The 23,202-nt window shown below is 61.5% G+C and carries 25 protein-coding genes; 9 read left to right on the top strand and 16 right to left on the bottom strand.

The window, feature by feature from the left end; genetic code table 11:
• Positions 1-37: 37 nt before the first annotated feature.
• The 4 genes from lptE (at position 38) to ACP7A2_RS13415 (ending at position 3,505) form a co-directional block, all read left to right on the top strand.
• A complete protein-coding gene (gene lptE, locus ACP7A2_RS13430) occupies positions 38-643 on the top strand; it encodes an LPS assembly lipoprotein LptE (RefSeq protein ID WP_348060004.1) in 606 nt (201 codons plus the stop codon).
• A 39-nt stretch (positions 644-682) separates the two neighbouring features.
• A complete protein-coding gene (gene holA / locus ACP7A2_RS13425) occupies positions 683-1,720 on the top strand; it encodes a DNA polymerase III subunit delta (RefSeq protein WP_426134574.1) in 1,038 nt (345 codons plus the stop codon).
• 233 nt (positions 1,721-1,953) lie between these two features.
• The gene (gene arfA / locus ACP7A2_RS13420) at positions 1,954-2,118 is read left to right on the top strand and encodes an alternative ribosome rescue factor ArfA (RefSeq protein ID WP_065908951.1); all 165 of its coding nucleotides are present in this window, start codon (positions 1,954-1,956) and stop codon (positions 2,116-2,118) included.
• Positions 2,119-2,179: 61 nt separating this feature from the next.
• Complete coding sequence (locus ACP7A2_RS13415; RefSeq protein WP_426134573.1) at positions 2,180-3,505, top strand: lytic murein transglycosylase; 1,326 nt, start codon at positions 2,180-2,182, stop codon at positions 3,503-3,505.
• A gap of 108 nt (positions 3,506-3,613) precedes the next feature.
• On the opposite strand, the gene ACP7A2_RS13410 is transcribed toward ACP7A2_RS13415, so the two are convergent.
• The 13 genes from ACP7A2_RS13410 to ACP7A2_RS13350 form a co-directional block, all read right to left on the bottom strand.
• Positions 3,614-4,543: a S66 peptidase family protein gene (locus tag ACP7A2_RS13410; RefSeq protein WP_426134572.1), complete on the bottom strand. Its 930-nt coding sequence runs from the start codon at positions 4,541-4,543 to the stop codon at positions 3,614-3,616.
• Between the two features lie 153 nt (positions 4,544-4,696).
• Entirely contained in the window at positions 4,697-5,698 is a 1,002-nt protein-coding gene (lipA, locus tag ACP7A2_RS13405) for a lipoyl synthase (protein WP_375065436.1), read from the bottom strand.
• Between the two features lie 26 nt (positions 5,699-5,724).
• On the bottom strand, positions 5,725-6,372 hold the full coding sequence (gene lipB, locus ACP7A2_RS13400; RefSeq protein WP_017136055.1) for a lipoyl(octanoyl) transferase LipB: 648 nt from the start codon (positions 6,370-6,372) through the stop codon (positions 5,725-5,727).
• Complete coding sequence (locus ACP7A2_RS13395; RefSeq protein WP_426134571.1) at positions 6,372-6,647, bottom strand: DUF493 domain-containing protein; 276 nt, start codon at positions 6,645-6,647, stop codon at positions 6,372-6,374. The genes lipB and ACP7A2_RS13395 overlap by 1 nt, the downstream gene beginning before the upstream one ends.
• Positions 6,648-6,730: 83 nt before the next feature.
• Positions 6,731-7,888: a D-alanyl-D-alanine carboxypeptidase family protein gene (locus tag ACP7A2_RS13390; RefSeq protein WP_426134570.1), complete on the bottom strand. Its 1,158-nt coding sequence runs from the start codon at positions 7,886-7,888 to the stop codon at positions 6,731-6,733.
• A 181-nt stretch (positions 7,889-8,069) separates the two neighbouring features.
• Positions 8,070-9,083: a septal ring lytic transglycosylase RlpA family protein gene (locus ACP7A2_RS13385; protein WP_426134569.1), complete on the bottom strand. Its 1,014-nt coding sequence runs from the start codon at positions 9,081-9,083 to the stop codon at positions 8,070-8,072.
• Positions 9,083-10,093, bottom strand: coding sequence for a lytic murein transglycosylase B (gene mltB, locus ACP7A2_RS13380; RefSeq protein WP_426134609.1), 1,011 nt, complete (start codon positions 10,091-10,093; stop codon positions 9,083-9,085). Before mltB ends, ACP7A2_RS13385 begins: the two co-directional genes overlap by 1 nt.
• A gap of 17 nt (positions 10,094-10,110) precedes the next feature.
• Positions 10,111-11,214, bottom strand: coding sequence for a rod shape-determining protein RodA (gene rodA / locus ACP7A2_RS13375; RefSeq protein WP_065911239.1), 1,104 nt, complete (start codon positions 11,212-11,214; stop codon positions 10,111-10,113).
• Positions 11,215-11,245: 31 nt separating this feature from the next.
• The gene (gene mrdA / locus ACP7A2_RS13370) at positions 11,246-13,144 is read right to left on the bottom strand and encodes a penicillin-binding protein 2 (protein ID WP_348058562.1); all 1,899 of its coding nucleotides are present in this window, start codon (positions 13,142-13,144) and stop codon (positions 11,246-11,248) included.
• Between the two features lie 15 nt (positions 13,145-13,159).
• Positions 13,160-13,627, bottom strand: coding sequence for a 23S rRNA (pseudouridine(1915)-N(3))-methyltransferase RlmH (rlmH, locus tag ACP7A2_RS13365; protein WP_003176297.1), 468 nt, complete (start codon positions 13,625-13,627; stop codon positions 13,160-13,162).
• A 9-nt stretch (positions 13,628-13,636) separates the two neighbouring features.
• The gene (rsfS, locus tag ACP7A2_RS13360; protein ID WP_058412893.1) at positions 13,637-14,131 is read right to left on the bottom strand and encodes a ribosome silencing factor; all 495 of its coding nucleotides are present in this window, start codon (positions 14,129-14,131) and stop codon (positions 13,637-13,639) included.
• Between the two features lie 69 nt (positions 14,132-14,200).
• Entirely contained in the window at positions 14,201-14,845 is a 645-nt protein-coding gene (nadD, locus tag ACP7A2_RS13355) for a nicotinate-nucleotide adenylyltransferase (RefSeq protein WP_078739280.1), read from the bottom strand.
• Complete coding sequence (locus ACP7A2_RS13350) at positions 14,845-16,110, bottom strand: glutamate-5-semialdehyde dehydrogenase (RefSeq protein WP_426134568.1); 1,266 nt, start codon at positions 16,108-16,110, stop codon at positions 14,845-14,847. The genes nadD and ACP7A2_RS13350 overlap by 1 nt, the downstream gene beginning before the upstream one ends.
• A gap of 175 nt (positions 16,111-16,285) precedes the next feature.
• On the opposite strand from ACP7A2_RS13350, the gene ACP7A2_RS13345 reads away from it, so the two are divergent.
• On the top strand, positions 16,286-16,972 hold the full coding sequence (locus ACP7A2_RS13345; protein ID WP_426134567.1) for a DNA-3-methyladenine glycosylase: 687 nt from the start codon (positions 16,286-16,288) through the stop codon (positions 16,970-16,972).
• An 80-nt stretch (positions 16,973-17,052) separates the two neighbouring features.
• On the top strand, positions 17,053-18,369 hold the full coding sequence (locus ACP7A2_RS13340) for a bifunctional DedA family/phosphatase PAP2 family protein (RefSeq protein WP_426134566.1): 1,317 nt from the start codon (positions 17,053-17,055) through the stop codon (positions 18,367-18,369).
• Here ACP7A2_RS13340 and ACP7A2_RS13335 read toward each other — a convergent pair.
• Genes ACP7A2_RS13335 through ACP7A2_RS13325 form a run of 3 tightly spaced genes read right to left on the bottom strand, consistent with a single transcriptional unit; the run spans position 18,363 to position 20,045 of the window.
• Positions 18,363-18,956 (bottom strand): LON peptidase substrate-binding domain-containing protein, encoded by a 594-nt coding sequence (locus tag ACP7A2_RS13335; RefSeq protein WP_426134565.1) that lies wholly within the window; start codon positions 18,954-18,956, stop codon positions 18,363-18,365. The genes ACP7A2_RS13340 and ACP7A2_RS13335 overlap by 7 nt on opposite strands.
• A 22-nt stretch (positions 18,957-18,978) precedes the next feature.
• The gene (locus ACP7A2_RS13330; protein ID WP_426134564.1) at positions 18,979-19,695 is read right to left on the bottom strand and encodes an LrgB family protein; all 717 of its coding nucleotides are present in this window, start codon (positions 19,693-19,695) and stop codon (positions 18,979-18,981) included.
• Positions 19,692-20,045, bottom strand: coding sequence for a CidA/LrgA family protein (locus ACP7A2_RS13325; RefSeq protein WP_375065084.1), 354 nt, complete (start codon positions 20,043-20,045; stop codon positions 19,692-19,694). Before ACP7A2_RS13325 ends, ACP7A2_RS13330 begins: the two co-directional genes overlap by 4 nt.
• A gap of 159 nt (positions 20,046-20,204) precedes the next feature.
• On the opposite strand from ACP7A2_RS13325, the gene ACP7A2_RS13320 reads away from it, so the two are divergent.
• The 3 genes from ACP7A2_RS13320 (at position 20,205) to ACP7A2_RS13310 (ending at position 23,155) form a co-directional block, all read left to right on the top strand.
• Positions 20,205-20,660, top strand: a complete 456-nt coding sequence (locus tag ACP7A2_RS13320; protein ID WP_348058578.1) for a MaoC family dehydratase — start codon at positions 20,205-20,207, stop codon at positions 20,658-20,660.
• A 105-nt stretch (positions 20,661-20,765) separates the two neighbouring features.
• Positions 20,766-22,484 carry a C13 family peptidase gene (locus ACP7A2_RS13315; protein ID WP_348058579.1) on the top strand — a complete coding sequence of 573 codons (1,719 nt, stop codon included), beginning with the start codon at positions 20,766-20,768 and terminating at the stop codon, positions 22,482-22,484.
• A gap of 29 nt (positions 22,485-22,513) precedes the next feature.
• Positions 22,514-23,155, top strand: a complete 642-nt coding sequence (locus ACP7A2_RS13310) for an oxidoreductase (protein WP_426134563.1) — start codon at positions 22,514-22,516, stop codon at positions 23,153-23,155.
• Positions 23,156-23,202 lie beyond the last annotated feature (47 nt).

Genomic DNA, 23,202 nt, shown 5'->3' with positions numbered 1-23,202 from the left:
TCGATAAGGCCGACATGGTTTCAAGGGGAGCAACAAAATGATCAAACGCAATTTGCTGGTGATGGGCCTTGCCGTGCTGCTGAGCGCCTGCGGCTTCCAGCTGCGCGGCACCGGCACCAATGAGCTGTCCATCAAGGAACTCGACGTCAGCGCCCGCAACGCCTATGGCGAGACCGTGGTGCAGCTGCGCCAGACTCTGGAAAACAGCGGTGTGCGCGTTTACACCGGCGCAACCTACAAACTGGCCCTGGTGGACGAGCAAGAGACCCAGCGTAACCTCAGCTACGCCAGTGCCGGCCGTGCGTCGGACATCGAGCTGAACACGAAGGTGGTCTACGAACTGCGTGGCCGCGACCAGTTGCCATTGATGGGTGACAAGATCGAAGTGCAGAAGGTTGTGAGCCACGACGGTAACAACCTGGTGGGTTCTGACTCGGAAATCATTCAGGTTCGCAAGGAAATGCGTCGTGAGCTGATCCAGCGCTTGATGGTCCGTTTGCAGCAGCTGAACCCGGAAAAACTCGCAGCCCTGCAACAGACCGCCGACAACAAGGCCAAGGCTGACGCCGACGCTCTGAAAGCCGCGCAAGAGTACGAAGACAACACGCCGAAACAATCGCCTGCAGAAGTTCCAGTCGAGTAAGCCAGACGGGGCGCCCCAGGCGCCCCGTTCGACCCGCCTATGAAACTCGCCCCCGCCCAACTCGCCAAACACCTGCAAGGTGGCCTCGCGCCTGTCTATATCGTCAGCGGTGATGATCCGCTGCTGTGCCAGGAAGCCGCAGATGCCATCCGCAACGCCGTGCGCCAGCAGGGCTTTGACGAGCGCCAGGTGTTCAGCGCCGACGCCAGTTTCGACTGGGGAACGCTGCTGCAAGCCGGCGCAAGCATGTCGCTGTTCGCCGAGAAACGCCTGCTGGAGCTGCGCCTGCCTTCGGGCAAGCCCGGTGACAAGGGCGCGGCGGCCTTGATGGAATACTGCTCGCGGCCTGCTGAAGACACGGTGTTGCTGATCAGCCTGCCCAAGCTCGACGGCAGCGCGCAGAAAACCAAGTGGGGCAAGGCGCTGGTCGAAGGGCCGCACACTCAGTTCATCCAGATCTGGCCAGTGGACAGTAACCAGCTGCCACAGTGGATTCGTCAGCGGTTGTCTCAATCGGGGCTGTCGGCGACGCAAGACGCGGTGGAACTGATCGCCGCACGGGTGGAAGGCAACTTGCTTGCCGCCGCCCAGGAGATCGAAAAGCTCAAGCTGATGGCCGAAGACGGCCAGATCACCGTCGAAACCGTGCAAGGCGCCGTGGCTGACAGTGCGCGTTTTGACGTGTTCGGGCTGGTGGATGCAATTCTCAACGGCGAACCCGCCCACGCCCTGCGCATGCTCGAAGGGCTGCGCGGCGAAGGCGTCGAGCCACCGGTGATTCTGTGGGCGCTGGCCCGCGAGTTGCGGGTACTGGCCAATATTTCCCTGCAATACAGCCAGGGCATCCCACTCGACAAAGCCTTCAGCCAGGCCCGGCCGCCGGTGTGGGACAAACGCAAACCGCTGATGAGCAAAGCCCTGCAACGGCACTCGGCGCAACGCTGGGCGCAGCTTCTGTTGGAGGCGCAGCGTATCGACGCGCAGATCAAGGGCCAGGCCGCTGGCTCGCCGTGGATGAGCTTGAGTCGGTTGTCACTGCTGATGGCTGGCCAGCGCCTGACACTCCCCGCCGAATAACCCCACGTTCAAAACCACCACAACTCGCATGTGGGAGCTGGCTTGCCTGCGATGCTGGCACCTCGGTGCATCTGGCGCACCGAGGCGATGCTATCGCAGGCAAGCCAGCTCCCACAGTCTTATGCGCGCCCACTTGATTTGGTGAAAGTGCCTACACATCGCCGGGCTTTACAGCCGCACCACTTCGGCAGATGATTTGCACCGCTCCACCCCACCTATCGAGAGTAACCATCATGAGCAAAAAGCCATCCAGGCATGGCCCCAACAAGGCCAAATCCATCATCGCCCAGCCACTGTTCCGCAGCCGTCAGGAACGCGCCGGCAAGGGCAAAGGCAGCTACCGCCGCGAAGCCTTCCAGTCTAATAGCTGGGAGGCTTCTTACTTTCTGGCTGCCTGAAGGCAAGCGCCCCTCCGGCATGATAAGGTCTGCATCTGATTTGTAATCCCTGGACCTGTGCATGCCCTCTAGTCTTTCCCGTCGTTGGCACCTTCGCCAATTGATCGCTGCCTCCAGCCTCATTCTGCTTGTCGCCTGCGCGGAGAAACCTACCGCCGCGGACGCGCAACCCCTGCCAAAACTGCAGACCGTACCGGCCGTCGCGCCTGCTGTGGTCGCGCCCCTGGCGGTGGACAACCTTGATATCCAACCGACCCAGACCTTTGCCGAATGGCAGGCGGGCTTTCGTGTGGACGCCCTGAAGGCCGGTATTACTGCTGCCGTCTTCGATAACGCCTTTGCCAACGTCACCCCCGACATGGCGGTGATTCGCGCCGACCGCAGCCAGCCGGAGTTTTCCCGCCCAGTGTGGGAATACCTCGACGGCGCCCTGTCGCCGGTGCGCGTGCGTAACGGCCAGGCCCTGCTCGTCAAATACGCCGACATCCTGCAAAGCATCGAGCAACGCTATGGCGTTGATCGCCAGGCGCTGGTCTCGGTGTGGGGCATGGAAAGCAACTTTGGCCAGTTCCAGGGTAATAACTCGGTGATCCGCTCCCTGGCGACCCTGGCCTACGAAGGCCGTCGCCCGGCGTTCGCCCAAGCGCAACTGCTGGCTGCGCTGCAGATCATCCAGCATGGCGACATCCAGGCCGATCAGATGAAAGGCTCCTGGGCCGGTGCCATGGGCCAGACCCAATTTATCCCGACCACTTACAACACCCACGCCGTCGACTTTGATGGCGACGGTCGCCGTGACATCTGGAACAGCCCGGCCGACGCCCTCGCCTCCACGGCGCACTACCTGCAAAGCTCCGGCTGGCAGAAAGGCCAACCGTGGGGTTTTGAAGTGCAGCAACTGCCGGCGAATTTCGATTACGCCCTGGCCGACGGCGGCACCCGCAAAACCGTTGCCGAGTGGCTCAGGCTGGGGATCCAACTGCCGCCTGGCGCGAGCATGCCGGCGAATGTCGACCAGCTGTCTGCCGCCCTGCTGCTGCCGGCCGGTTACCGTGGCCCGGCGTTCCTGGTGCTGGATAACTTCCGCGCGATTCTCAAATACAACAATTCGTCGTCCTACGCACTGGCCGTGGGCCTGTTGTCTGAACGGTTTGGCGGGGGCGGGGTAATCCGTGGCAATTGGCCAAAGGATGAGCTGCCGCTGAGTCGTTCGCAGCGCATGGACCTGCAAACAGCGCTCACTGCCAAGGGCTATGACGCGGGTAACCCGGATGGGATTATCGGAGCGAATACGCGTAAGGCGATTCGTGCGGCGCAGCAATCGCTGGGCTGGCCAGCGGATGGGTATCCAACGGTGAAGTTGCTGGAGTCGTTGCAGACCCGGTAGATCGCTGTAGGGCGACTACCGCTATCGCAGGCAAGCCAGCTCCCACACTTGGAATGCATTCCCCTGTGGGAGCTGGCTTGCCTGCGATGGCGCCATAGCAGACGACAGCTATTTCAGAACCACATCCTGCTCCAACACCAGCCGCTGCTCCCCCGCATCCAACCGCACCAGCGCGCCCATCGGCAGCGTGAGGTTCGGGTCACAATGCCCACTGCGCCAGCCGGACAACACCGGAATGCGCAAGGGTTCAAAGGTTTGTTTGAGCAACCGCTCCAGCGCGACCTGATCCACCCCCGCCACATCCCCCACCAGCACGCCCGCCACCTGGGCCAACTTGCCCGCCAGGCGCAGGTGAGTCAGCAAGCGGTCAATGCGGTAGATCGGCTCGTTGACGTCTTCGATCAACAGGATGATGCCCTCAGCGTCAATCTCATACGCCGTGCCCATCACGGCCGCAATCATTGAGAGATTGCCTCCCAACAAACGCCCACAGGCGATGCCAGGCTCGATGGTGGTCAACGGGTAGGCCACCGGGTGCGCCAACACGCTACCGGCGACGAGGTCACCGCGCAGCATGCTTAACAGCGAGGTCTCGGTGGGCGGCTGTTTGTCGCCAAGCAGGTCGGCGTTGAGCATCGGCCCATGGAAGGTTACGAAACCGGCATAACGACTGATCGCCAGGTGCAGCGCGGTGATGTCGCTATAACCCACGAGGGGCTTGGGATTGGCGCGCAACAGGTCGAAGTCCAGACGATCAAGCAAGCGTGGTGTGCCGTAGCCGCCGCGCAGGCAAAAGATGGCGTCGATTTCAGGGTCGGCGAAGGCGGCATGGAGGTCACGCAGGCGCACGTCATCGCTGCCGGCAAGGTAGCCATCGCGCTCGTAGACGCCGGGGAAAATGCGCAATTCGTAGCCACGGGCGCGCATCCATTGCCCGGCTTTTTCAACGTCCAGCGCGGCAGGGCCGGCGGGGGCGATAAGGCCGATGGTGCCTTCAGCGCGCAGGGCGGGTACGGGGGTGGCTAGCGCAATGCTCATCCATGAACTCCCTGTGTAAACGCAAAACGAACGGTGGGAGCTGGCTTGCCTGCGATGCAAGCACCTCGGTATATCTGGCGCACCGAGATGATGCTATCGCAGGCAAGCCAGCTCCCACAAAAGCCAGTTGCCACCTGTGTGGCAGCGGCGTTGTTACGAAACCAGGCTAGCCTTGACCAGCTTGGCCTGCTCGTCGGCGTGGTAGGAGGAACGTACCAGTGGGCCCGAGGCCACGTTCTTGAAGCCCATTTTGTAACCTTCCTCGGCGAACCAGGCGAACACGTCCGGGTGCACAAAACGCTGCACCGGCAAGTGGCTGCGGGACGGTTGCAGGTACTGGCCGAGGGTCAGCATGTCGATGTCGTGTTCGCGCATGCGCTGCATGACTTCGATGACTTCTTCGTCGGTCTCGCCCAGGCCCAGCATCAAGCCGGATTTGGTCGGAATGTGCGGCATCATCTGCTTGAATTTCTGCAGCAGAGTCAGCGACCACTGGTAGTCCGAACCCGGACGCGCAGCCTTGTACAGGCGCGGCACGGTTTCCAGGTTGTGGTTGAACACATCCGGCGGCTCGGCGGCGGTGATTTCCAGCGCCACGTCCATACGGCCACGGTAGTCCGGCACGAGGGTTTCAAGCATCACGTTAGGCGACAGCTTGCGAATCTCGCGGATGCAGTCGGCAAAGTGCTGGGCACCGCCGTCGCGCAGGTCGTCGCGGTCCACCGAGGTGATCACCACGTATTTGAGTTTCAGGTCGGCGATGGCGATGGCCAGGCTTTCCGGCTCGTTGACGTCCAGTGGCTTCGGTCGGCCGTGGCCAACGTCGCAGAACGGGCAACGACGGGTGCAGATGTCACCCATGATCATGAAGGTGGCCGTGCCGCCGGAGAAACACTCGCCCAGGTTCGGGCAGGACGCTTCTTCGCACACACTGTGCAGCTTGTGTTTGCGCAGCAAGGCCTTGATACGGTCGACTTCCGGCGAGACCGGGATGCGCACGCGAATCCAGTCAGGCTTTTTCGGCAATTCGGTGGTCGGAATGATCTTCACCGGGATGCGTGCAACCTTCTCGGCGCCGCGCAGCTTGACGCCGGCTTCCACCTTGGCACGCGGGGCCGGGGCCGGACGCTCGGTGACATCCAGCGTCGGGATCATGGTTTGCACTGCATCAGTAGTCATAATCAGTCGATTCCGCCCGTGAGGGTCGTCTGCTCAGCATAGTCGAGGTGTTTGACGAGCTGCGCACGCAGCCGGGCACTTACCTCGGCAAATTTAATCGGTGTGGCGTGGTCGCTCAGTTGGGTCATTGCCAACCCGGCATAACCGCACGGGTTGATCCGCCGAAACGGCGCCAGGTCCATGTCGACGTTCAGGGCCAGGCCATGAAAGGAACAGCCGTGGCGAATGCGCAACCCCAGGGAGGCGATTTTCGCGCCGTCCACGTATACACCGGGTGCATCGGGCTTGGCCGCAGCGGTCACGCCGTAACTGGCCAACAGCTCGATCAGGCAAGCCTCCATGCGGCTGACCAAGTCGCGCACGCCAAAACCCAGCTTGCGCACGTCCAGCAGCAAATACGCCACCAGTTGACCTGGGCCATGGTAAGTCACTTGGCCACCTCGGTCGACCTGCACCACCGGAATATCCCCCGGCAGCAACAGATGCTCAGCCTTGCCGGCCTGGCCCTGGGTGAACACCGGCGGGTGTTCCACCAGCCAGATCTCATCGGGGGCCGAAGTGCCGCGCTCGTTGGTGAAGCGCTGCATGGCGTGCCAGACGGGCTCGTAGGCCATCTGGCCGAGCTCGCGAAAGCCCAGAACCTGGGACATCACAGCACCATGTGCACGAAGCCGGTGGCCCGCAGTTCGCTGTTGATGTCGTAGAGCTGGTCTTGACCGGTCGCAACGATGTGCAACTGGATCGTGGTGTATTTGCCGGTGGCGCTGGAGCGCTCATCCACGCGGTTATCGTTGATCGTCGCGTGTTTGCGCACGATCTCGAGGATCGCATCCTTACGACCTACGCCGGTGTCGCTGATCACCTTGATGGGATAATCGGTCACCGGGAATTCGATTTTTGGCGCCTTTACTTCTTTATCGGTCATGGCGTAACGGCCTCGTAAGCGTAAGCCTTGGCGACGACAAAGCCCCGCGTCGGATCAACGCGGGGCTTTGCAGGTGCACAGTGTCAGTTGAACAAGCCGTAGAAGAATAGACGGATGCTATCCCACACGCGGCGGAAGATACCACCTTCATCGACGGCGTCCAGCGCGATCAGGTCGGCGCTGTGCACCACCTTGTCGTCCAGTTTGACTTCGACTTTACCGATCACATCACCCTTGGCGATTGGAGCAACCAATTGCGGGTTCATGGTCATGCTGGCAGCGAGCTTTTTCAGCTGGCCTTTAGGCATGGTCAGGGTCAGGTCATCCGCCAGGCCGGCTTTGACCTGGGAGGTTGCGCCCTTCCAAACCGGTGCAGTCGCCAGCTCCGTGCCCTTCTGGTAGAAGGTCTGGGTTTCGAAGAAGCGGAAACCATAGGTCAGCAGCTTTTGCGTTTCGGCCGCACGGGCCTGCTCGCTGTTGGTACCGAACACGACGGCGATCAAACGCTGACCATCACGTACAGCAGACGACACCATGCAGTAGCCGGCTTCTTCGGTGTGGCCGGTTTTCAGACCGTCGACGGTCTTGTCGCGCCACAGCAGGAGGTTGCGGTTAGGCTGCTTGATGTTGTTCCAGAAGAATTCCTTCTGGGAGTAGATCGCGTAGTGCACCGGGTCAACGCGAATGATCGCGCGGGCCAGGATCGCCATGTCGTGAGCCGACGAATAGTGCTCAGGGTTCGGCAGACCGGTCGGGTTCATGAAGTGGCTGTTGGTCATGCCCAGGTCGGCCACGGTTTTGTTCATCATGTCGGCGAACGCGTCTTCGCTGCCGGCGATGTGCTCGGCCAGGGCTACGCTGGCGTCGTTACCCGACTGGATGATGATGCCGTGCAACAGGTCACTCACCGTCACCTGCGAACCGACCTTGATGAACATCCGCGAACCGCCGGTACGCCAGGCGTTTTCGCTGACGGTTACCGGATCGTTTTCGCCGATCTGGCCGCGACGGATTTCCAGGGTCGCGATGTACGCCGTCATCAGCTTAGTCAAGCTGGCTGGAGGCAGGCGCTGGTCACCGTTGTTCTCGACCAGCACGTTGCCGCTGGCGGCATCCATGAGGACCCAGGCCTTGGCGGCCAGTTGCGGGGAAGCCGGCACCATTTCAACCGCCCAGGCGGCCGGGGTGATGATCAGCGAAAGAAGCAGGCACGTGCGTTTGGCTAAGGTGGTGATGTTCATCCGTCTCTCGAAATTGCTTATGGAAACTTGCCCTCGCGGGCAAAACTTATTCAGACAGGCCGTTGCCAGACTGTCGCGTGTTCGGTTGCCCGCTCACCCCTTGCCCCTGGGTTTTTATTGTTCAACGAGCCAACAACCAAAGCCCAAGCCCGCACGCGAGCCTGAACCATCAATCCCTTTCTTATTCGGCGGTGACCACGCTGGGTTGCCCCAGGTTGGCCGAACGCACGCTGTTCTGTACTTGCGCCACTTCACCGGGCGAACTGATCGGGCCCATGCGCACGCGGTGCAGCGTTTGCTGGTTACGCACGATGGAGCTGATAAAGACCGGCGCCTTGACCATGCCGCTGAGTTTGGACCTTAACAGTTCTGCCGCATCCGGGTTGGCGAAAGCGCCCACTTGCAGGTATTGCCCGCCCACGGTGGAGGCGCCAGGCGCTGCACGCGGCACCACGACGGTGTCGGGAGCATGCTGCGCCGGTGGCGGTGTCCATTGTTCGATTTTGCCGGCCGACGCGTTCACTTGCGGCTGCTGGGTTTGCGGCTCGTTGAGCATCAACGGCGCAGGTTTGCCACGCTGGGCCCAGTACTGCGCCGGGTCGATGCCTTCCACTTTCACGCGGGCGGTACCGATCTCGGCGTAACCGAGTTTCTTCGCGGCGGCGTAGGACAAGTCGATGATGCGGTCCGAATAGAACGGCCCACGGTCGTTGACCCGCAGAATAACGGTGCGGTTGTTGTCCAGGTTGGTCACACGAACATAGCTGGGCAGCGGCAGGGTCTTGTGCGCGGCACTCATGCCGTACAGGTCATACACTTCGCCGTTGGCGGTGTTCTGGCCATGAAACTTGGTGCCGTACCAGGACGCCGTGCCTGATTGCACGTAGGTCTTGGAATCCTGCAGCGGGAAGTAGTTTTTGCCCAGCACGGTGTACGGGTTGGCCTTGTAAGGGCCGGAGTGCAGGGTTGGCGTGGCGTCCGGGATTTTCGAAACGTCGACGTCCCACCACGGCGCGCCGTCTTTGTGCGCGCGGTTGATGTCCAGGCCCGGCTGGGAACGAACCACGGCGCCGCCGGGCTTCTTCGCCGGAGCGCGGCTGGTGGTCGTGGTGGTGGATGAGCAACTGACAACCAGCAAGGACAACGCGGCAAACGCCACCAGCTTGAGCGGTTTTTTGAACAGCGATACCCGCATTACTTGTTGCCCCGTGCTTGGACCAGCATGTCTGACAGCTGATGCACGGCCATGGCGTACATCACACTGCGGTTATAACGCGTGATTGCGTAAAAATTCTTCAGACCCATCCAGTATTCCGGGCCGTTTTCGCCTTCCAGGCGGAACGCCGTTACCGGCATGTCATCGCGTGGCGCATTCTGACTCGACCACCCCAGCGCCCGCAACTCCCCGACCGTCTTGACGGGCTCGATGCCCTGGGTCAGGCCTTCGTCGGCGCGGTCGCCGGTCACCTGGGCGCGGATCACCACAGGCTCGCCCGCCACCCAGCCATGGCGTTTGAAGTAGCTGGCGACGCTGCCGATGGCGTCGTCCGGGTTGCTCCATATATTGATGTGGCCGTCGCCGTCAAAATCCACCGCATAGGCGCGAAAGCTGCTCGGCATGAACTGCGGCAAGCCCATCGCACCGGCGTAGGAACCTTTAAGGGTCAACGGATCAACCTGCTCTTCGCGGGCCAGCAGCAGGAATTCGCGCAGCTCCTTGCGGAAGAATTCGGCGCGCGGCGGGTAATCGAAACCCAGGGTCGACAAGGCGTCGATCACCCGGTAACTGCCAGTATTGCGCCCGTAAAAGGTTTCAATGCCGATGATCGCGACGATCACCTGGGCCGGCACGCCGTATTCCTGCTCGGCGCGGGCCAGCGCGGCTTCGTGCTGGCGCCAGAAGTCCACACCCCGAGCCACGCGGGCGTCGGTGAGGAACATCGGGCGATATTCCTTCCACTGTTTAACCCGCTCTGCCGGGCGCGAAATGGCGTCGAGAATCGCCTGCTTGCGCTGGGCCTCGCGAAACACGCCCATCAGCTGCTCACCGGCGAAACCATAGTCGCGGGTCATTTCACCGACAAATTCGGCGACCTGAGGCGAGCCATCGTAGTCACCGGCCTGCGCCTCTTGCGTCGCGCCCAGCAGCCCAATCAGGCCCATCAGGGACGCATGCCGAGTCACCCAGCCGCGCATTACTTGCATTGACATCTTCACCTTATTCAAACCTGTGCGATCCACTTGCGATGCGTATGAATCGACATCAAAACCCCAAACGCTGACATCAATGTCACCAGCGAAGTTCCGCCGTAGCTAATGAATGGCAACGGCACCCCAACCACCGGCAGCAGGCCACTGACCATACCGATGTTGACGAAAACGTAAACAAAAAACGTCATGGTCAAGCTGCCGGCAAGCAACTTGCCGAACAGCGTTTGCGCCTGCGCGGTGATCACCAGGCCGCGACCGATCAGCAGCACATAGATCAACAACAGGGCGCAAATGCCCACCAGGCCGAACTCTTCGCCCAATACCGCAATGATGAAGTCGGTGTGGCTCTCGGGCAAAAAGTCCAAATGCGACTGGGTGCCCAGTAACCAACCCTTACCAAATACTCCGCCGGAACCGATCGCCGCCTTGGACTGGATGATGTTCCAGCCGGTGCCCAGCGGGTCGCTTTCGGGGTCGAGGAACGTCAGGATCCGCTGCTTCTGATAGTCGTGCATAAAGAAGAACCACATCGCCACGGCCACCGGGATCGCGGCGGCCAGCACGCTGAGGATCCAGCGCCAGCGCAACCCGCCCATAAACAGCACGAACGCGCCGCCGGCCAGAATCAGCAGCGAAGTACCCAGGTCCGGCTGGCGCACGATCAGGATAAACGGCACGCCAATCAGGATCAGGCTGACTCCCACGTGCTTGAGCTGCGGCGGCAAGGTGCGCTTGGACAGGTACCAGGCAATGGTCGCCGGCATCAGGATCTTGAGGAATTCCGATGGCTGGAAGCGAATCACCCCCGGAATGTTGATCCAGCGCGTCGCGCCCATGGCGTTGTGGCCCATCACGTCCACCACCACCAGCAGCAACACCCCGACCACGTACCCCAGAGGCACCCAGCGCGCCATGAAACGCGGCTCCAGTTGGGCGATCACTACCATCGACAACAGGCCAAGGCCGAACGAAGACGCTTGCTTGATCAGCAAGTCCCAGTTCTTGCCGCTGGCCGAATACAGCACGAACAGGCTGCCGGCGGCGAGGGTCAGCAGCAGGATCAGCAATGGGCCATCAATGTGCATGCGTTGCAGCAGCGTCGCGCGGCGACGCATCACATCCTCGCTTGAGAGGATGCGGTCAAAATTACTCTTCACGGGCCGTAACCTCGGTACTTGAAGGGGGGCCGCCATATTCGGGCTTGAGCCTGCCGTCGTCGGCCAGCAACCAGGCGTCCATGATCTGGCGCACCACAGGCGCCGCGACGCCGGAGCCGGATTCACCGTTTTCAACCATCACCGCCACCACGATTTTCGGGGTGTCCGCCGGGGCGAAGCCGACAAACAAGGCGTGGTCGCGGTGGCGCTCCTGAACTTTGGAGCGGTCATATTTCTCGCCCTGCTTGATCGCCACCACTTGGGCGGTACCGCTCTTGCCGGCAATCCGGTATTGCGCGCCAACCGCCGCCTTGCGCGCGGTGCCTCGGGCGCCGTGCATCACTTGCTGCATGCCGTGGTTGACCTTGGTCCAGTCGGACGGGTCGCGCAGCACGATGTCGGGGATCGGGTTTTCATCCACCGGCTTTTCGCCTTCGATGGTCTTGGCCAGGTGCGGACGGTTCCAGACGCCCTTGTTGGCCACCAGCGCCGTGGCCTGGGCCAGCTGCAGCGGCGTGGCCTGCATGTAGCCCTGGCCGATCCCGAGAATCAGGGTTTCACCCGGGAACCACGCCTGACGACGGGTCGCGCGTTTCCATTCCCGCGATGGCATCAGGCCAGGGGATTCTTCGAACATGTCCAGGGAGACTTTCTGACCGAGGCCGAACTTGCCCATATAGGCCGACAGACGATCAATACCCAGCTTGTGGGCCAGGTCGTAAAAATAGGTGTCGTTGGAGCGCATGATCGCGGTGTCCAAATCGACATAGCCGTCACCGGTGCGGTTCCAGTTACGGTATTTGTGATCGTAGTTGGGCAGCATGTAGTAGCCGGGGTCGTAAACCCTGCTTGATGCGGTGACCACGCCCGAATCCAGGCCGGCAATCGCCACCGCCGGCTTGATGGTAGAGCCCGGCGGATACAAACCACGCAGCACGCGGTTGAACAGCGGCCGATCAATGGAATCACGCAGCTCGGCGTACGCCTTGAAGCTGATGCCGGTCACAAACAGGTTGGGGTCGAAGCTCGGCTGGCTGACCATCGCCAGCACTTCGCCGGTGTTCGGGTCCAGCGCCACCACGGCACCGCGGCGACCGCCCAGCGCCATCTCGGCCGCTTCCTGCAACTTGATGTCCAGGCTCAGGACGATGTCCTTGCCCGGCACCGGGTCGGTGCGCTTGAGCACCCGCAGCACGCGGCCACGGGCGTTGGTCTCGACTTCCTCGTAACCCACCTGGCCGTGCAGCTCGGGCTCGTAAAAACGCTCGATGCCGGTTTTGCCGATATGGTGGGTGCCGCTGTAATTCACCGGATCGAGGCTTTTCAGCTCTTTCTCGTTGATGCGCCCCATGTAGCCGACGGAGTGGGCAAAGTGCGGCCCTTGCGGGTAATGCCGCACCAACTGCGCCACCACTTCCACACCGGGCAGGCGGAACTGGTTCACCGCGATGCGGGCGATTTGCTCTTCGTTCAGCTCAAACAGAATGGGCACCGGCTCGAACGGCCTGCGCCCCTGCTTCATGCGCTTCTCGAAGATCACCCGGTCTTCCGGCGTCAGTTGCAGCACTTCCACGATCACATCGAGGACCTGCTGCCAGTCGCCGGAGCGTTCGCGGGTCATGCTCAGGCTGAAACTGGGCCGGTTATCTGCGACCACCACGCCATTGCGGTCGAAAATCAGCCCACGGGTCGGCGGAATCGGCTGCACATGCACCCGATTGTTTTCCGACAATGTGGAGTGATAGTCGTATTGGATCACCTGCAAAAAATACAGGCGCGCAATCAGCACCGCGATCAACCCCACCACCATAAACGCGCCAAACACGACCCGAGCGCGTACCAGACGTGCGTCTTTCTCGTGGTCCTTGATGCGGATCGGCTGAGTCATCGGGAGGGGCGCAGATTATTTGTGGTAAGGGTGCCCGGACAGAACTGTCCAGGCGCGATACAGCTGTTCACCGATCAGAATCCTTACCAACGGGTGCGGCAGCGTCAGCGCCGACAGCGACCAGCGCTGGTCAGCCCGCGCACAGACTTCCGGCGCCAGCCCTTCGGGGCCGCCCACCATGAAGTTGACCGTACGCGAATCCAGGCGCCAGCGATCCAGCTCCACCGCCAACTGCTCGGTGCTCCAGGGTTTGCCGTGCACTTCCAGGGTGACGATGCGCTCGTTGGGGCCGACCTTGGCCAACATGGCTTCGCCTTCCTGACGGATAAAGCGCGCCACGTCGGCATTCTTGCCCCGGGTGTTGAGCGGTATTTCCACCAGCTCCAGCGACAGCTCAGCGGGCAGACGCTTGGCATATTCGTGCCAGCCTTCTTCCACCCACTTGGGCATGCGTGAACCGACAGCGATCAGACGCAGGCGCACAGCCGTTCCTTATTCCTGGTCTTTGTTGAGCTTGTCGAAGTGCGCGTGGCCCACTTCCGGGTTGTGGTGCTTGCCATCAGCGGCACGGCTCTGCTCGGCGCCTTTCCACAAACGCTCCAGGTCGTAGAACTGACGGGCGTTGGAGGTCATCATGTGAACGATCACGTCGTCCATGTCCAGCAGCACCCAGTCGCTGTCGCCCTTGCCTTCTTCACCCAATGGCTTCACGCCCTGGGCCTTGACGGCTTCGCGGACCTTGTCGAGCATCGCGCCGATCTGGCGGTTCGAGGTACCGGTGGCGATGATCATGAAGTCGGTGATGCTCTGCTTGTCGCGTACGTCCAGCACCTGAATATCCTGGGCCTTAACGTCTTCCAGGGCAGCCACGGCAACTTTCACCAGCTCTTCGCCAGCCAGTTCCGGACCAACGTGGGCTTCTACCGGCAATGGAGCGCTCTTGAAGGTGCCTTTGCGCTTAACTTTGCTTACGTCTTTGTTCGTCATATAAAACTCGTTTTGCTCGTATGTTCGGGCGCTCGCTGCACGAGTGTTCGTGCGTTCAAGCGCGCCTTTTCAGTTCGACGCACGGTAAAGTCCGTGCGCATCGATGTAGGCCAGGACCGCGTCAGGCACCAGGAAACGTACCGACTTACCGCTGGCCAGCAGTTGACGGATCTGGGTGGCGGACACCGCAAGCGGGGTCTGCCAGACGAATGCAATATTCCCGTTTGGCCCGGTCAGGGCCAAGGGGTCACTTACCGACCGCGCGGCCAGCAGGTTGCGCAAGGCATCCGGCGGTTCGCTGTCGGCATCCGGGCGTTGCAAAACCAGGATGTGGCAGTGCTGGAGGAGTTCCTCCCAGCGATGCCAAGAGGGCAGGCCGCAAAAAGCGTCCCAGCCCAAAAGCAGAAACAATTGGTCGTCTGCGGCCATTTCAGCGCGCATCACTTCCAGGGTATCGACAGTGTAGGACGGTTTATCACGTTTGAGTTCGTGGTCGTCCACCACCAACGGCGCGATGCCTTCTACCGCCAGGCGCACCATTTCCAGACGTTGCTGCGCTGACACCTGCGGCGTATCGCGATGGGGCGGCCGCGCGTTAGGCATCACGCGCAGTTCATCCAGCGCGAGGGCATCCGCGACTTCCAGGGCACTGCGCAAATGGCCGATGTGCACTGGGTCGAAAGTACCGCCGAGCAGCCCGATGCGTTTAGCCATCAAGTGCGCACATGACCGTCGCCGAACACCACGTACTTCTCGCTGGTCAGGCCTTCCAGGCCAACCGGGCCGCGTGCATGCAGCTTGTCGGTGGAAATGCCGATCTCAGCCCCCAGGCCATACTCGAAGCCGTCGGCAAAGCGTGTCGAGGCGTTGATCATCACCGAAGCGGAATCCACTTCGTTGAGGAAACGCCGGGCATCACTGAAATGCTCGGAAACAATGGCGTCGGTGTGCTTGGAGCCGTATTTATTGATGTGTTCTATGGCGGCGTCGAGGTTGTCGACGATGCGGATCGACAGGATCGGCGCCGTGTACTCGGTGTACCAGTCTTCTTCAGTGGCTTGGATCACGCCTGCGCCCAGCAGCGCACGGGTGCGCTCGCAACCCCGCAGCTCCACGCCTTTGTCCCGGTAAATGGCAGCCAGCGGCGGCAGCACGCGATCGGCAATGCCGACGTGCACCAGCAGGGTTTCCATGGTGTTGCACGGGGCGTAGCGGTGGGTCTTGGCGTTGTCGGCGATGCGGATCGCCTTGTCGATGTCCGCAGCCACGTCGATGAACACATGGCACACGCCGTCCAGGTGTTTGATCACCGGCACTTTGGCGTCACGGCTGACGCGCTCGATGAGGCTCTTGCCACCGCGCGGCACGATCACGTCGACGAATTCCGGCATGGTGATCAGCGCGCCTACGGCGGCGCGGTCGGTGGTTTCCACCACTTGCACCACTTCAGCGGGCAACTCGGCCACGGCCAGGCCCTGCTGAATGCAGGCAGCGATCGCGCGGTTGGAATTAATGGCTTCGGAGCCGCCACGCAGGATGGTGGCGTTGCCGGACTTGAGGCACAGGCTCGCAGCGTCAATGGTCACGTTCGGACGCGACTCATAAATGATGCCGATCACGCCCAACGGCACGCGCATCTTGCCGACTTGAATGCCGGACGGCAGGTAGCGCATGTCGCGGATTTCACCGATGGGGTCAGGCAGCTTGGCCACCTGACGCAGGCCTTCGATCATGTCGTCGATACGTGCCGGGGTCAGCGCCAGCCGGTCCAGCAGTGCTGGCTCCAGGCCATTGGCACGGCCGTTGGCCAGGTCCAGTTCATTGGCCGTGGCCAGCTCGGAGCGCGAGGCATCCAGAGCATCGGCGGCAGCCAACAGGGCACGGTTCTTCTGCGCGGTGCTCGCACGGGCGATCAATCGCGAGGCCTGACGGGCAGCGCGACCCAGGCGGGTCATGTAGTCAAGAACGGACTCAGTCATGGTCAGGGAGTCTTGGCAGGGAGGAAAGCGGCAGATTATAGCTGTGACGCCGCCCGACTGACAGCGGTGAGGGGCGGATGGTCGAAATGAACTGTAAAAATAGGGGGTTCAGCGGTAATTAAGGTTGGAGTTGTTATTATTCCGTCACATTTAGCCGTATTAACCTTTGATCGCCATGTCCAGTTTTGCCCCAAAGCTCCCCGCCAGCGCCCTGCCCGACTGCTTCTTCGACCGCGATGCGCAACTGCTTGCGCGAGAATTGCTCGGCAAAGTCATCCGTCATCGGGTCGGCGAAACCTGGCTCTCAGCCCGAATTATCGAAACCGAAGCCTATTACGTGGCCGAAAAAGGCAGCCACGCCTCACTCGGCTACACAGAAAAGCGTAAGGCTTTGTTTCTGGATGGCGGGCACATCTACATGTATTACGCCCGTGGCGGTGATTCCCTGAACTTCAGCGCCCAGGGGCCGGGCAATGCGGTGCTGATCAAATCGGCCTACCCATGGGTCGACGAAGTGTCCGGCCCGGCCAGCCTGGCGCAGATGCTGCTGAACAACCCCAACCCCGATGGCAGCCCGCGCGCCGCGCAAAAGCTCTGCGCGGGCCAGACATTGCTGTGCAAGGCACTGGGTTTGAAAGTACCGATGTGGGACGCCAAGCGCTTCGATCAGGAGTTGCTCTACGTCGAAGACGTGGGCCAGGCGCCTTCGTCCATCATCCAGACCACTCGCCTGGGCATCCCCAGCGGGCGCGATGAGCACCTGATGTATCGCTTTGTGGATGCTGGCTATGCGCCTTACTGCACACGGAACCCGCTGCGCAGGGGCCAGGTCGAAGGCCGCGATTACTTTTTGATTGATTGAACACACAGGCCGGTAGCACAGCTCCCACAGTTTGATCTGCAGTGTTTGGGGTTATGGATTACATAGATGGAGTGGATTGTATGAGCCAATGGCTCGATAGCATTACCGGTTGGCTGACCTTGAACCCTGAATGGCTGGCCGTGGCGGTGTTTATCGTCGCGTGCGTGGAATGCCTGGCGATTGCCGGGCTGATCGTGCCCGGCACGGTATTGCTGTTTGCAATCGCCGCGCTGGCCGGCAGTGGCGCACTGTCCCTGAGCGAAACGCTGCTGTTGGGGTTTCTCGGCGGGTTGTTGGGCGACGGGGTTTCCTACTTCCTCGGGCGACATTTCCACCAGAACATCCGGCGTCTGCCCGGCTTGCGCCAGCACCCTGAATGGATGAACGGCGCAGAAACCTACTTCCACAAATACGGCATTGCCAGCCTGCTGGTAGGACGTTTCATCGGGCCGCTGCGGCCCATGCTGCCGATGGTGGCCGGGATGTGCGACATGCCCTTCCCGCGCTTCGCGGCGGTGAGCATTGTCGCAGCGGCGGGTTGGTCGGTGGCGTATTTGCTGCCGGGCTGGGCCACGGGTGCTGCGTTCCGTCTACCCTTGCCGGAAGGCTTCTGGCCGGAAGCGGCCATTGTCACGGCCTGTCTGGCGGTGTTGCTGGGGCTGAGTTTGAACAGCAGCCTGCGCGGCCATCGGCGCGCCACCTTGTGGATCGGTTTTGCCAGCCTGACGCTGTTGATCGCGCTGTTTATCGGCTATCACTCACTGAATAACTTTGACACAGGCCTGAGCGCGCTGGTGCAAGAGCACCGCAGCCCGTGGCTGGATGAAGTGATGGTGCGCGTCACGCAACTGGGCGAATTCAAGAAGATGTTCTTCGCCAGCGCCGTATTCACAGGCTTGCTGCTACTGGCGCGGCAATGGCGGCACGCCGTGTTTGTCGGCGCCACGCTGGCAGGCGCTGCGGTTATCAACACGGGGACCAAGCTGTTTTTCGCCCGTGGCCGCCCGGAAATCCTGACCGACCCACTGACCAGTTTCAGCATGCCCAGCGGCCATGCCTCCGGCGCCTTTGCGTTTTTCCTGGCACTTGCGGTGCTGGCAGGTCGCGGCCAACCCACGCGGTTACGCCTGACCTGGATGCTGATGGGCTGCATCCCCGCCGCGTTTATCGCGCTGTCACGGGTGTACCTTGGCGCCCATTGGCCCACCGACATCCTGGCGGGTACTTTGCTGGCGATGACGGTGTGCGCCTTCAGCCTGACGTTCATCCAGTACCGCAGCCCGCTGCCGGCCATGTCGCAAAAAACCTGGTGGCTGTTGCTACCGGCGCTGGTCGCGGTGTTGAGCTTTATCGCGCTCACCGGAACGCCTCACGCCCTGCTGCGCTATGCCTATTGAGTAAAGAGTTCGCCCTGCAACTCGTCGAGTAACATCTGGATAGCGTCCAGCCGTTGCTGCGGGTCATCGAGTTGCAGCAGGTCGATCTTGTCGGCCTCGGTGAACGGCAGCAGGTAGGCCAACTGGTTGCCCAGGGCTTGCTGACCATCGGCGTGGGTGCCCATGTCCAGCGAGGCAACCATCGGGTGTTCGGCCAAGGCGTGGAGCAAGGCCAGCAAATCGGCGTCCTCTTCTTCCAGCGCCTGGTCGGGCAGTTCTTCCAGCCATTGCACGTCTGCCACCAGCAGTTGGTCTTTCTGCACCTCGGCGTCGCGTACGCGAAAGCGCCGCCCGCCTTCGACACGAATCCCCAACAGGCCGTTGTCTTGCTGTTTAAAGTCGCGAATCAACGCTTCACAGCCGACCAGCGCGTAGCCGTCCGGGGCCATGCCCACTTCCCTGCCGTCGAGGATGCACACCACGCCAAAGCTTTCGCCCTTTTTCATGCAGCGGCTGATCATGTCCAGGTAGCGCGCCTCGAACAGTTGCAAATCGAGGGTGCAGCCAGGGAACAGCACGGTATTGAGCGGGAACAGCGCCAGACTCATAAAGCTTTCCTTAAAAACCGGTTTAAACAATCACCGACACAGCCAGCGGCAAAAACACCGCCGTGGCCACACCCATCAAACTCATGGCCAGCGCTGCAAAGGCGCCGCACTCTTCACTTTCCTGCAAGGCCACCGAGGTGCCGACCGCATGGGCGGTCATGCCCAGGGCCATGCCGCGCGCTTCAGGGCTGTGCACACCGAGGCGCGACAGGTACGCCGGGCCGATCATCGCGCCGACCACACCGGTGATCAGCACAAACACCGCCGCCAGCGCCGCCACGCCGCCGATCTGTTCGGCCACCAGCATGGCAATCGGCGAGGTCACCGACTTGGGCGCCATGGTCATCAGCATCATATGTTCGGCGCCGAACCACCAGCCCAGCAACACACACAGGCCAGTGGCCAATACGCCGCCTACCACCAGCGTAGTAAAAATCGGCCAGAACAATTGGCGAATCCGCCGCAGGTTCAAATACAGCGGCACTGCCAGGGCCACGGTTGCCGGGCCGAGCAAGATGCCCATGATCTCGGTGCTCTTGCGGTACTCGGCGTAGGTCAGGCCGCAGGTGAGCAACACGCCGACCACCAACAGCATGGACACCAGCACCGGCTGCAGGAATATCCAACGGGTTTTCTCGAAGGCCGCCAACACGATTTGATAAGCGCCGAGGGTGATGCCGATGCCGAACAAGGGATGATGAATCACGGCCGTCCACGCGCCCTGCCAGTCGCCGATCATTGATCCTTTTCCTTGCGCTTGACCATCTGCTGCATCAGCACGCCGACAACACCCATCGCAATCACCAGCGACAGCACCAACGCACCGACGATGGCCCAAAAATCAGCGGCGATGTCCCTGGCGTACACCATCACCCCAACGGCTGGCGGCACCAGCAGCAACGGCAAGTAACGCAATAAACTGCTGGCGGCCACATTCAGCGGCTCGCCGACTTCGCCGCGCCAGATCAGGAAACCCAGCATCAGCAGCAAGCCGATGATCGGCCCCGGCAGCACCGGCACCAGCAAATGGTTGATCGCGGTGCCAATCAATTGAAACAGCACCAGCCAAGTCAAACCTCGTAACAACATCCGTTTTCTCCCCCCTCAACGCACGCCCGCATTATAAGCACGCCCGCCCTATGCTCCGGCATTCGCCAAAAGCATGGTGGCTTGACCCGCCCTGGCGCCCATGATGATCTACCCTGGATTCCGCACACCTATAAAAACGATGAATTAAGGAGAGTCGCAATGCCCTATGTACCTGTAGCGCAACTCAAAGATTACGTCGGCAAGGAACTGGGACGTTCCGAATGGCTCACCATCGACCAGGCGCGTATCAACCTGTTCGCGGAGGCTACCGGCGATCATCAGTTCATCCACGTCGACCCGGTCAAGGCTGCGCAAACGCCGTTCGGCAGCACGATTGCCCACGGCTTCCTGTCGCTGTCGCTGATGCCCAAGCTGATGGAAGACATCCTGATCATGCCCGAAGGCCTGAAGATGGCCGTCAACTATGGCCTGGACAGCGTGCGGTTTATCCAGCCGGTGAAGGTTAATTCCAGGGTCCGCCTGAACGTCACCCTCACTGACGTCACCGAGAAAAAACCTGGCCAATGGCTATTTAAGGCCACCGCCACCCTGGAAATCGAAGGTCAGGAAAAACCCGCTTACATCGCCGAGTCGTTGTCACTCTGCTTCGTGTAAGGCCGTGCCTGTGGTGAGGCGAGAAACCTTGCCACAGTGTATGTAAATTTATGTATGAAACCTGCGGCTGCGGCATACTCGGCGCTCAATTATCCGGATCCCGCTATGCGCCCACTCGCTCCCCTTGCCCTTGCCCTGTTGCTCACCGCTTGCGGAGACGGCGAATCGCTGTTGCCGCCCGATGCGCGCCTGCCCGATGGCGGCCGTTACCGGGGTGATGTGGTCAATGGTTTGCTGCAAGGCCAGGGCCGTGTGGACTACCCCAACGGCAGTTGGTACGCCGGCCAGTTCGACAAAGGCCAGTGGCACGGCCAGGGCGAATGGCATGGCAGTAACGGCGAAGTCTACAAGGGCCAGTTCCAGCAAGGCCTGTTCGACGGCCACGGCAGCCTGACCACGGCGGGCAGCAGCTACGTCGGCGGCTTCAAGAATGGTCGACGCAACGGCGAAGGCACCCTCAAAGAGGGGCAAATGACCTATCGCGGCGAATTCAAGGACGACCAGTATTCCGGCCTCGGTCGCCTGGAGCTGGCCGACGGCAGCCAATATCAGGGCCAGTTCGCCCACGGCAAGCCGAATGGCGAAGGCCAGCGCAATGACGACAGCGGCAACCAGTTCAGCGGCCACTTTGTGGACGGCCAACTGGAAGGCAACGGCACCTTCAACAGTGCCGACGGCGACATCTACGTCGGCCAGTTCAAGCAGAACCAGCTCAACGGCAAAGGCCGCTACGAAAACGCCGACGGCGACGTGTGGATCGGCCAGTTCAAGGAAGGCGCGCTCAGCGGCAAGGGTGAGTTGATCGGCATCGACGGCAGCCACTATGTCGGCCAGTTCAGCGACTGGCGCTTCACCGGCGACGGCCGCCTGAACCTCACCGATGGCAGCTTCTATATCGGCGGCTTCGACAGCGACAGCTATCAAGGCAAAGGCACGCTGGTGCTGACCGACGGCACTGTGCAGGCCGGCACGTGGGTCAATGGCATGCGCGTGCGTGACGCGGATGGCAAACTGCTGCCCGACCCGCTGGAAACCGGCATTCTGGCCCAGGGCCACTTGCTCGATGCAGCGCTCGCCGCCGTGCCACCGTCCACCCCCGCCGTCGAGCTGTATTCCCTGGTGCTGGCCGGTGATGGCAAACAAAGCGTGTTCCTGCGCGAAGCCGATTACGTCAGCAACCTGCTCGCCACACGTTTCGGTGCGCGCGGGCAGATCCGCCTGGTCAACCATCGCGACCATATTGCCGACCGCCCGCTGGCCACCCGCGAAAGCCTGCGCCGCGCGGTGCAAACCCTGGCTGAACGCACAGGGCCCGAAGACCTGGTGTTTATCTACATGACCAGCCACGGCACCCACGAACACGAACTGGTGCTCGACCAGCCGCGCATGGAGCTTGCCGACCTGCCGGCCGATGAACTTGCGGCCGTGCTTGCCCCGCTGAAAAACCGCGACAAGGTCATCGTGATTTCCGCCTGCTATTCCGGCGGGTTTATCCCAGCCCTCAAAGATGACCGCACCCTGATCATGACCGCCTCGCGTGCCGACCGCGTGTCGTTCGGGTGCTCCGAAGAAGCGGACTTCACCTACTTCGGTGACGCCCTGTTTGCCCAGGCCTTCAACCAGACCGACGACTTGCAGCAAGCCTTCAAGCTGGCACAAGTGCACGTGGCCGAGCGCGAACAGGCGGACAACTTCGAAGCCTCCGAACCACAGATCTGGGCGCCCAAAGGCGTGATTGCCCATTGGCAACTATTACGTAAACAGCAGGCACGAAAGGCGCTCGAAAGCGTCTCTATGAATAGCAAGGAAGCCAAAGGCAACTAAGCTGTAATGTGTAACAAGGGGGAAACACTATGTACCTGACACCTCAACATATTCTGATCGCCGGCGCCTCTGGCCTCACCGGCGAACACCTGCTCGACCGCCTGCTCAACGAACCTACCGTCACCCGCGTGCTTGCACCCAGCCGCAAGCCGCTGGCGGAGCATCCGCGTTTGGAAAACCCGGTGGGCGACCCGGCGGTGGTCCTGCCTCAACTGAGCGGTCAGGTGGATATCGCCTTCTGCTGCCTGGGCACCACGATTAAAAAGGCGGGCTCGGAAGACGCGTTTCGCGCGGTCGACCTGGACCTGGTCGTCGCCTTCGCCAAGCGTGCGCGGGACCTGGGTGCACGGCACCTGATCGTGATCAGCGCCATTGGCGCCGACCCGAAATCCTCGATCTTCTACAACCGCATCAAAGGCGAAATGGAACAGGCGCTGAAGGCCCAGGACTGGCCGCAGCTGACCATCGCGCGACCTTCGGTGTTGCTGGGGGAACGCCTGGAAACGCGCCTGGCCGAGAAAATCGCCGGGCCACTGTCGCGGTTGATTCCGGGCAAATACCACGGCATTGAAGTCTGCGAACTGGCCCGCGCCATGTGGCGTCTGGCGCTGGAAGAACAGAATGGCGTGCGGGTTGTGGAGTCGGATGAGTTGCGTAAGCTGGGCAAATAAATGGGCAGTGATTGGGTGGGCCTCATCACAGGCAAGCCAGCTCCCAC

Source organism: Pseudomonas sp. PWP3-1b2 (assembly GCF_049896045.1).
Classification (GTDB): Bacteria; Pseudomonadota; Gammaproteobacteria; order Pseudomonadales; family Pseudomonadaceae; genus Aquipseudomonas; species Aquipseudomonas antarctica_B.
Note: the sequence above shows the minus strand (reverse complement) of the source record. Positions and strands in the feature narration are given on the sequence as shown.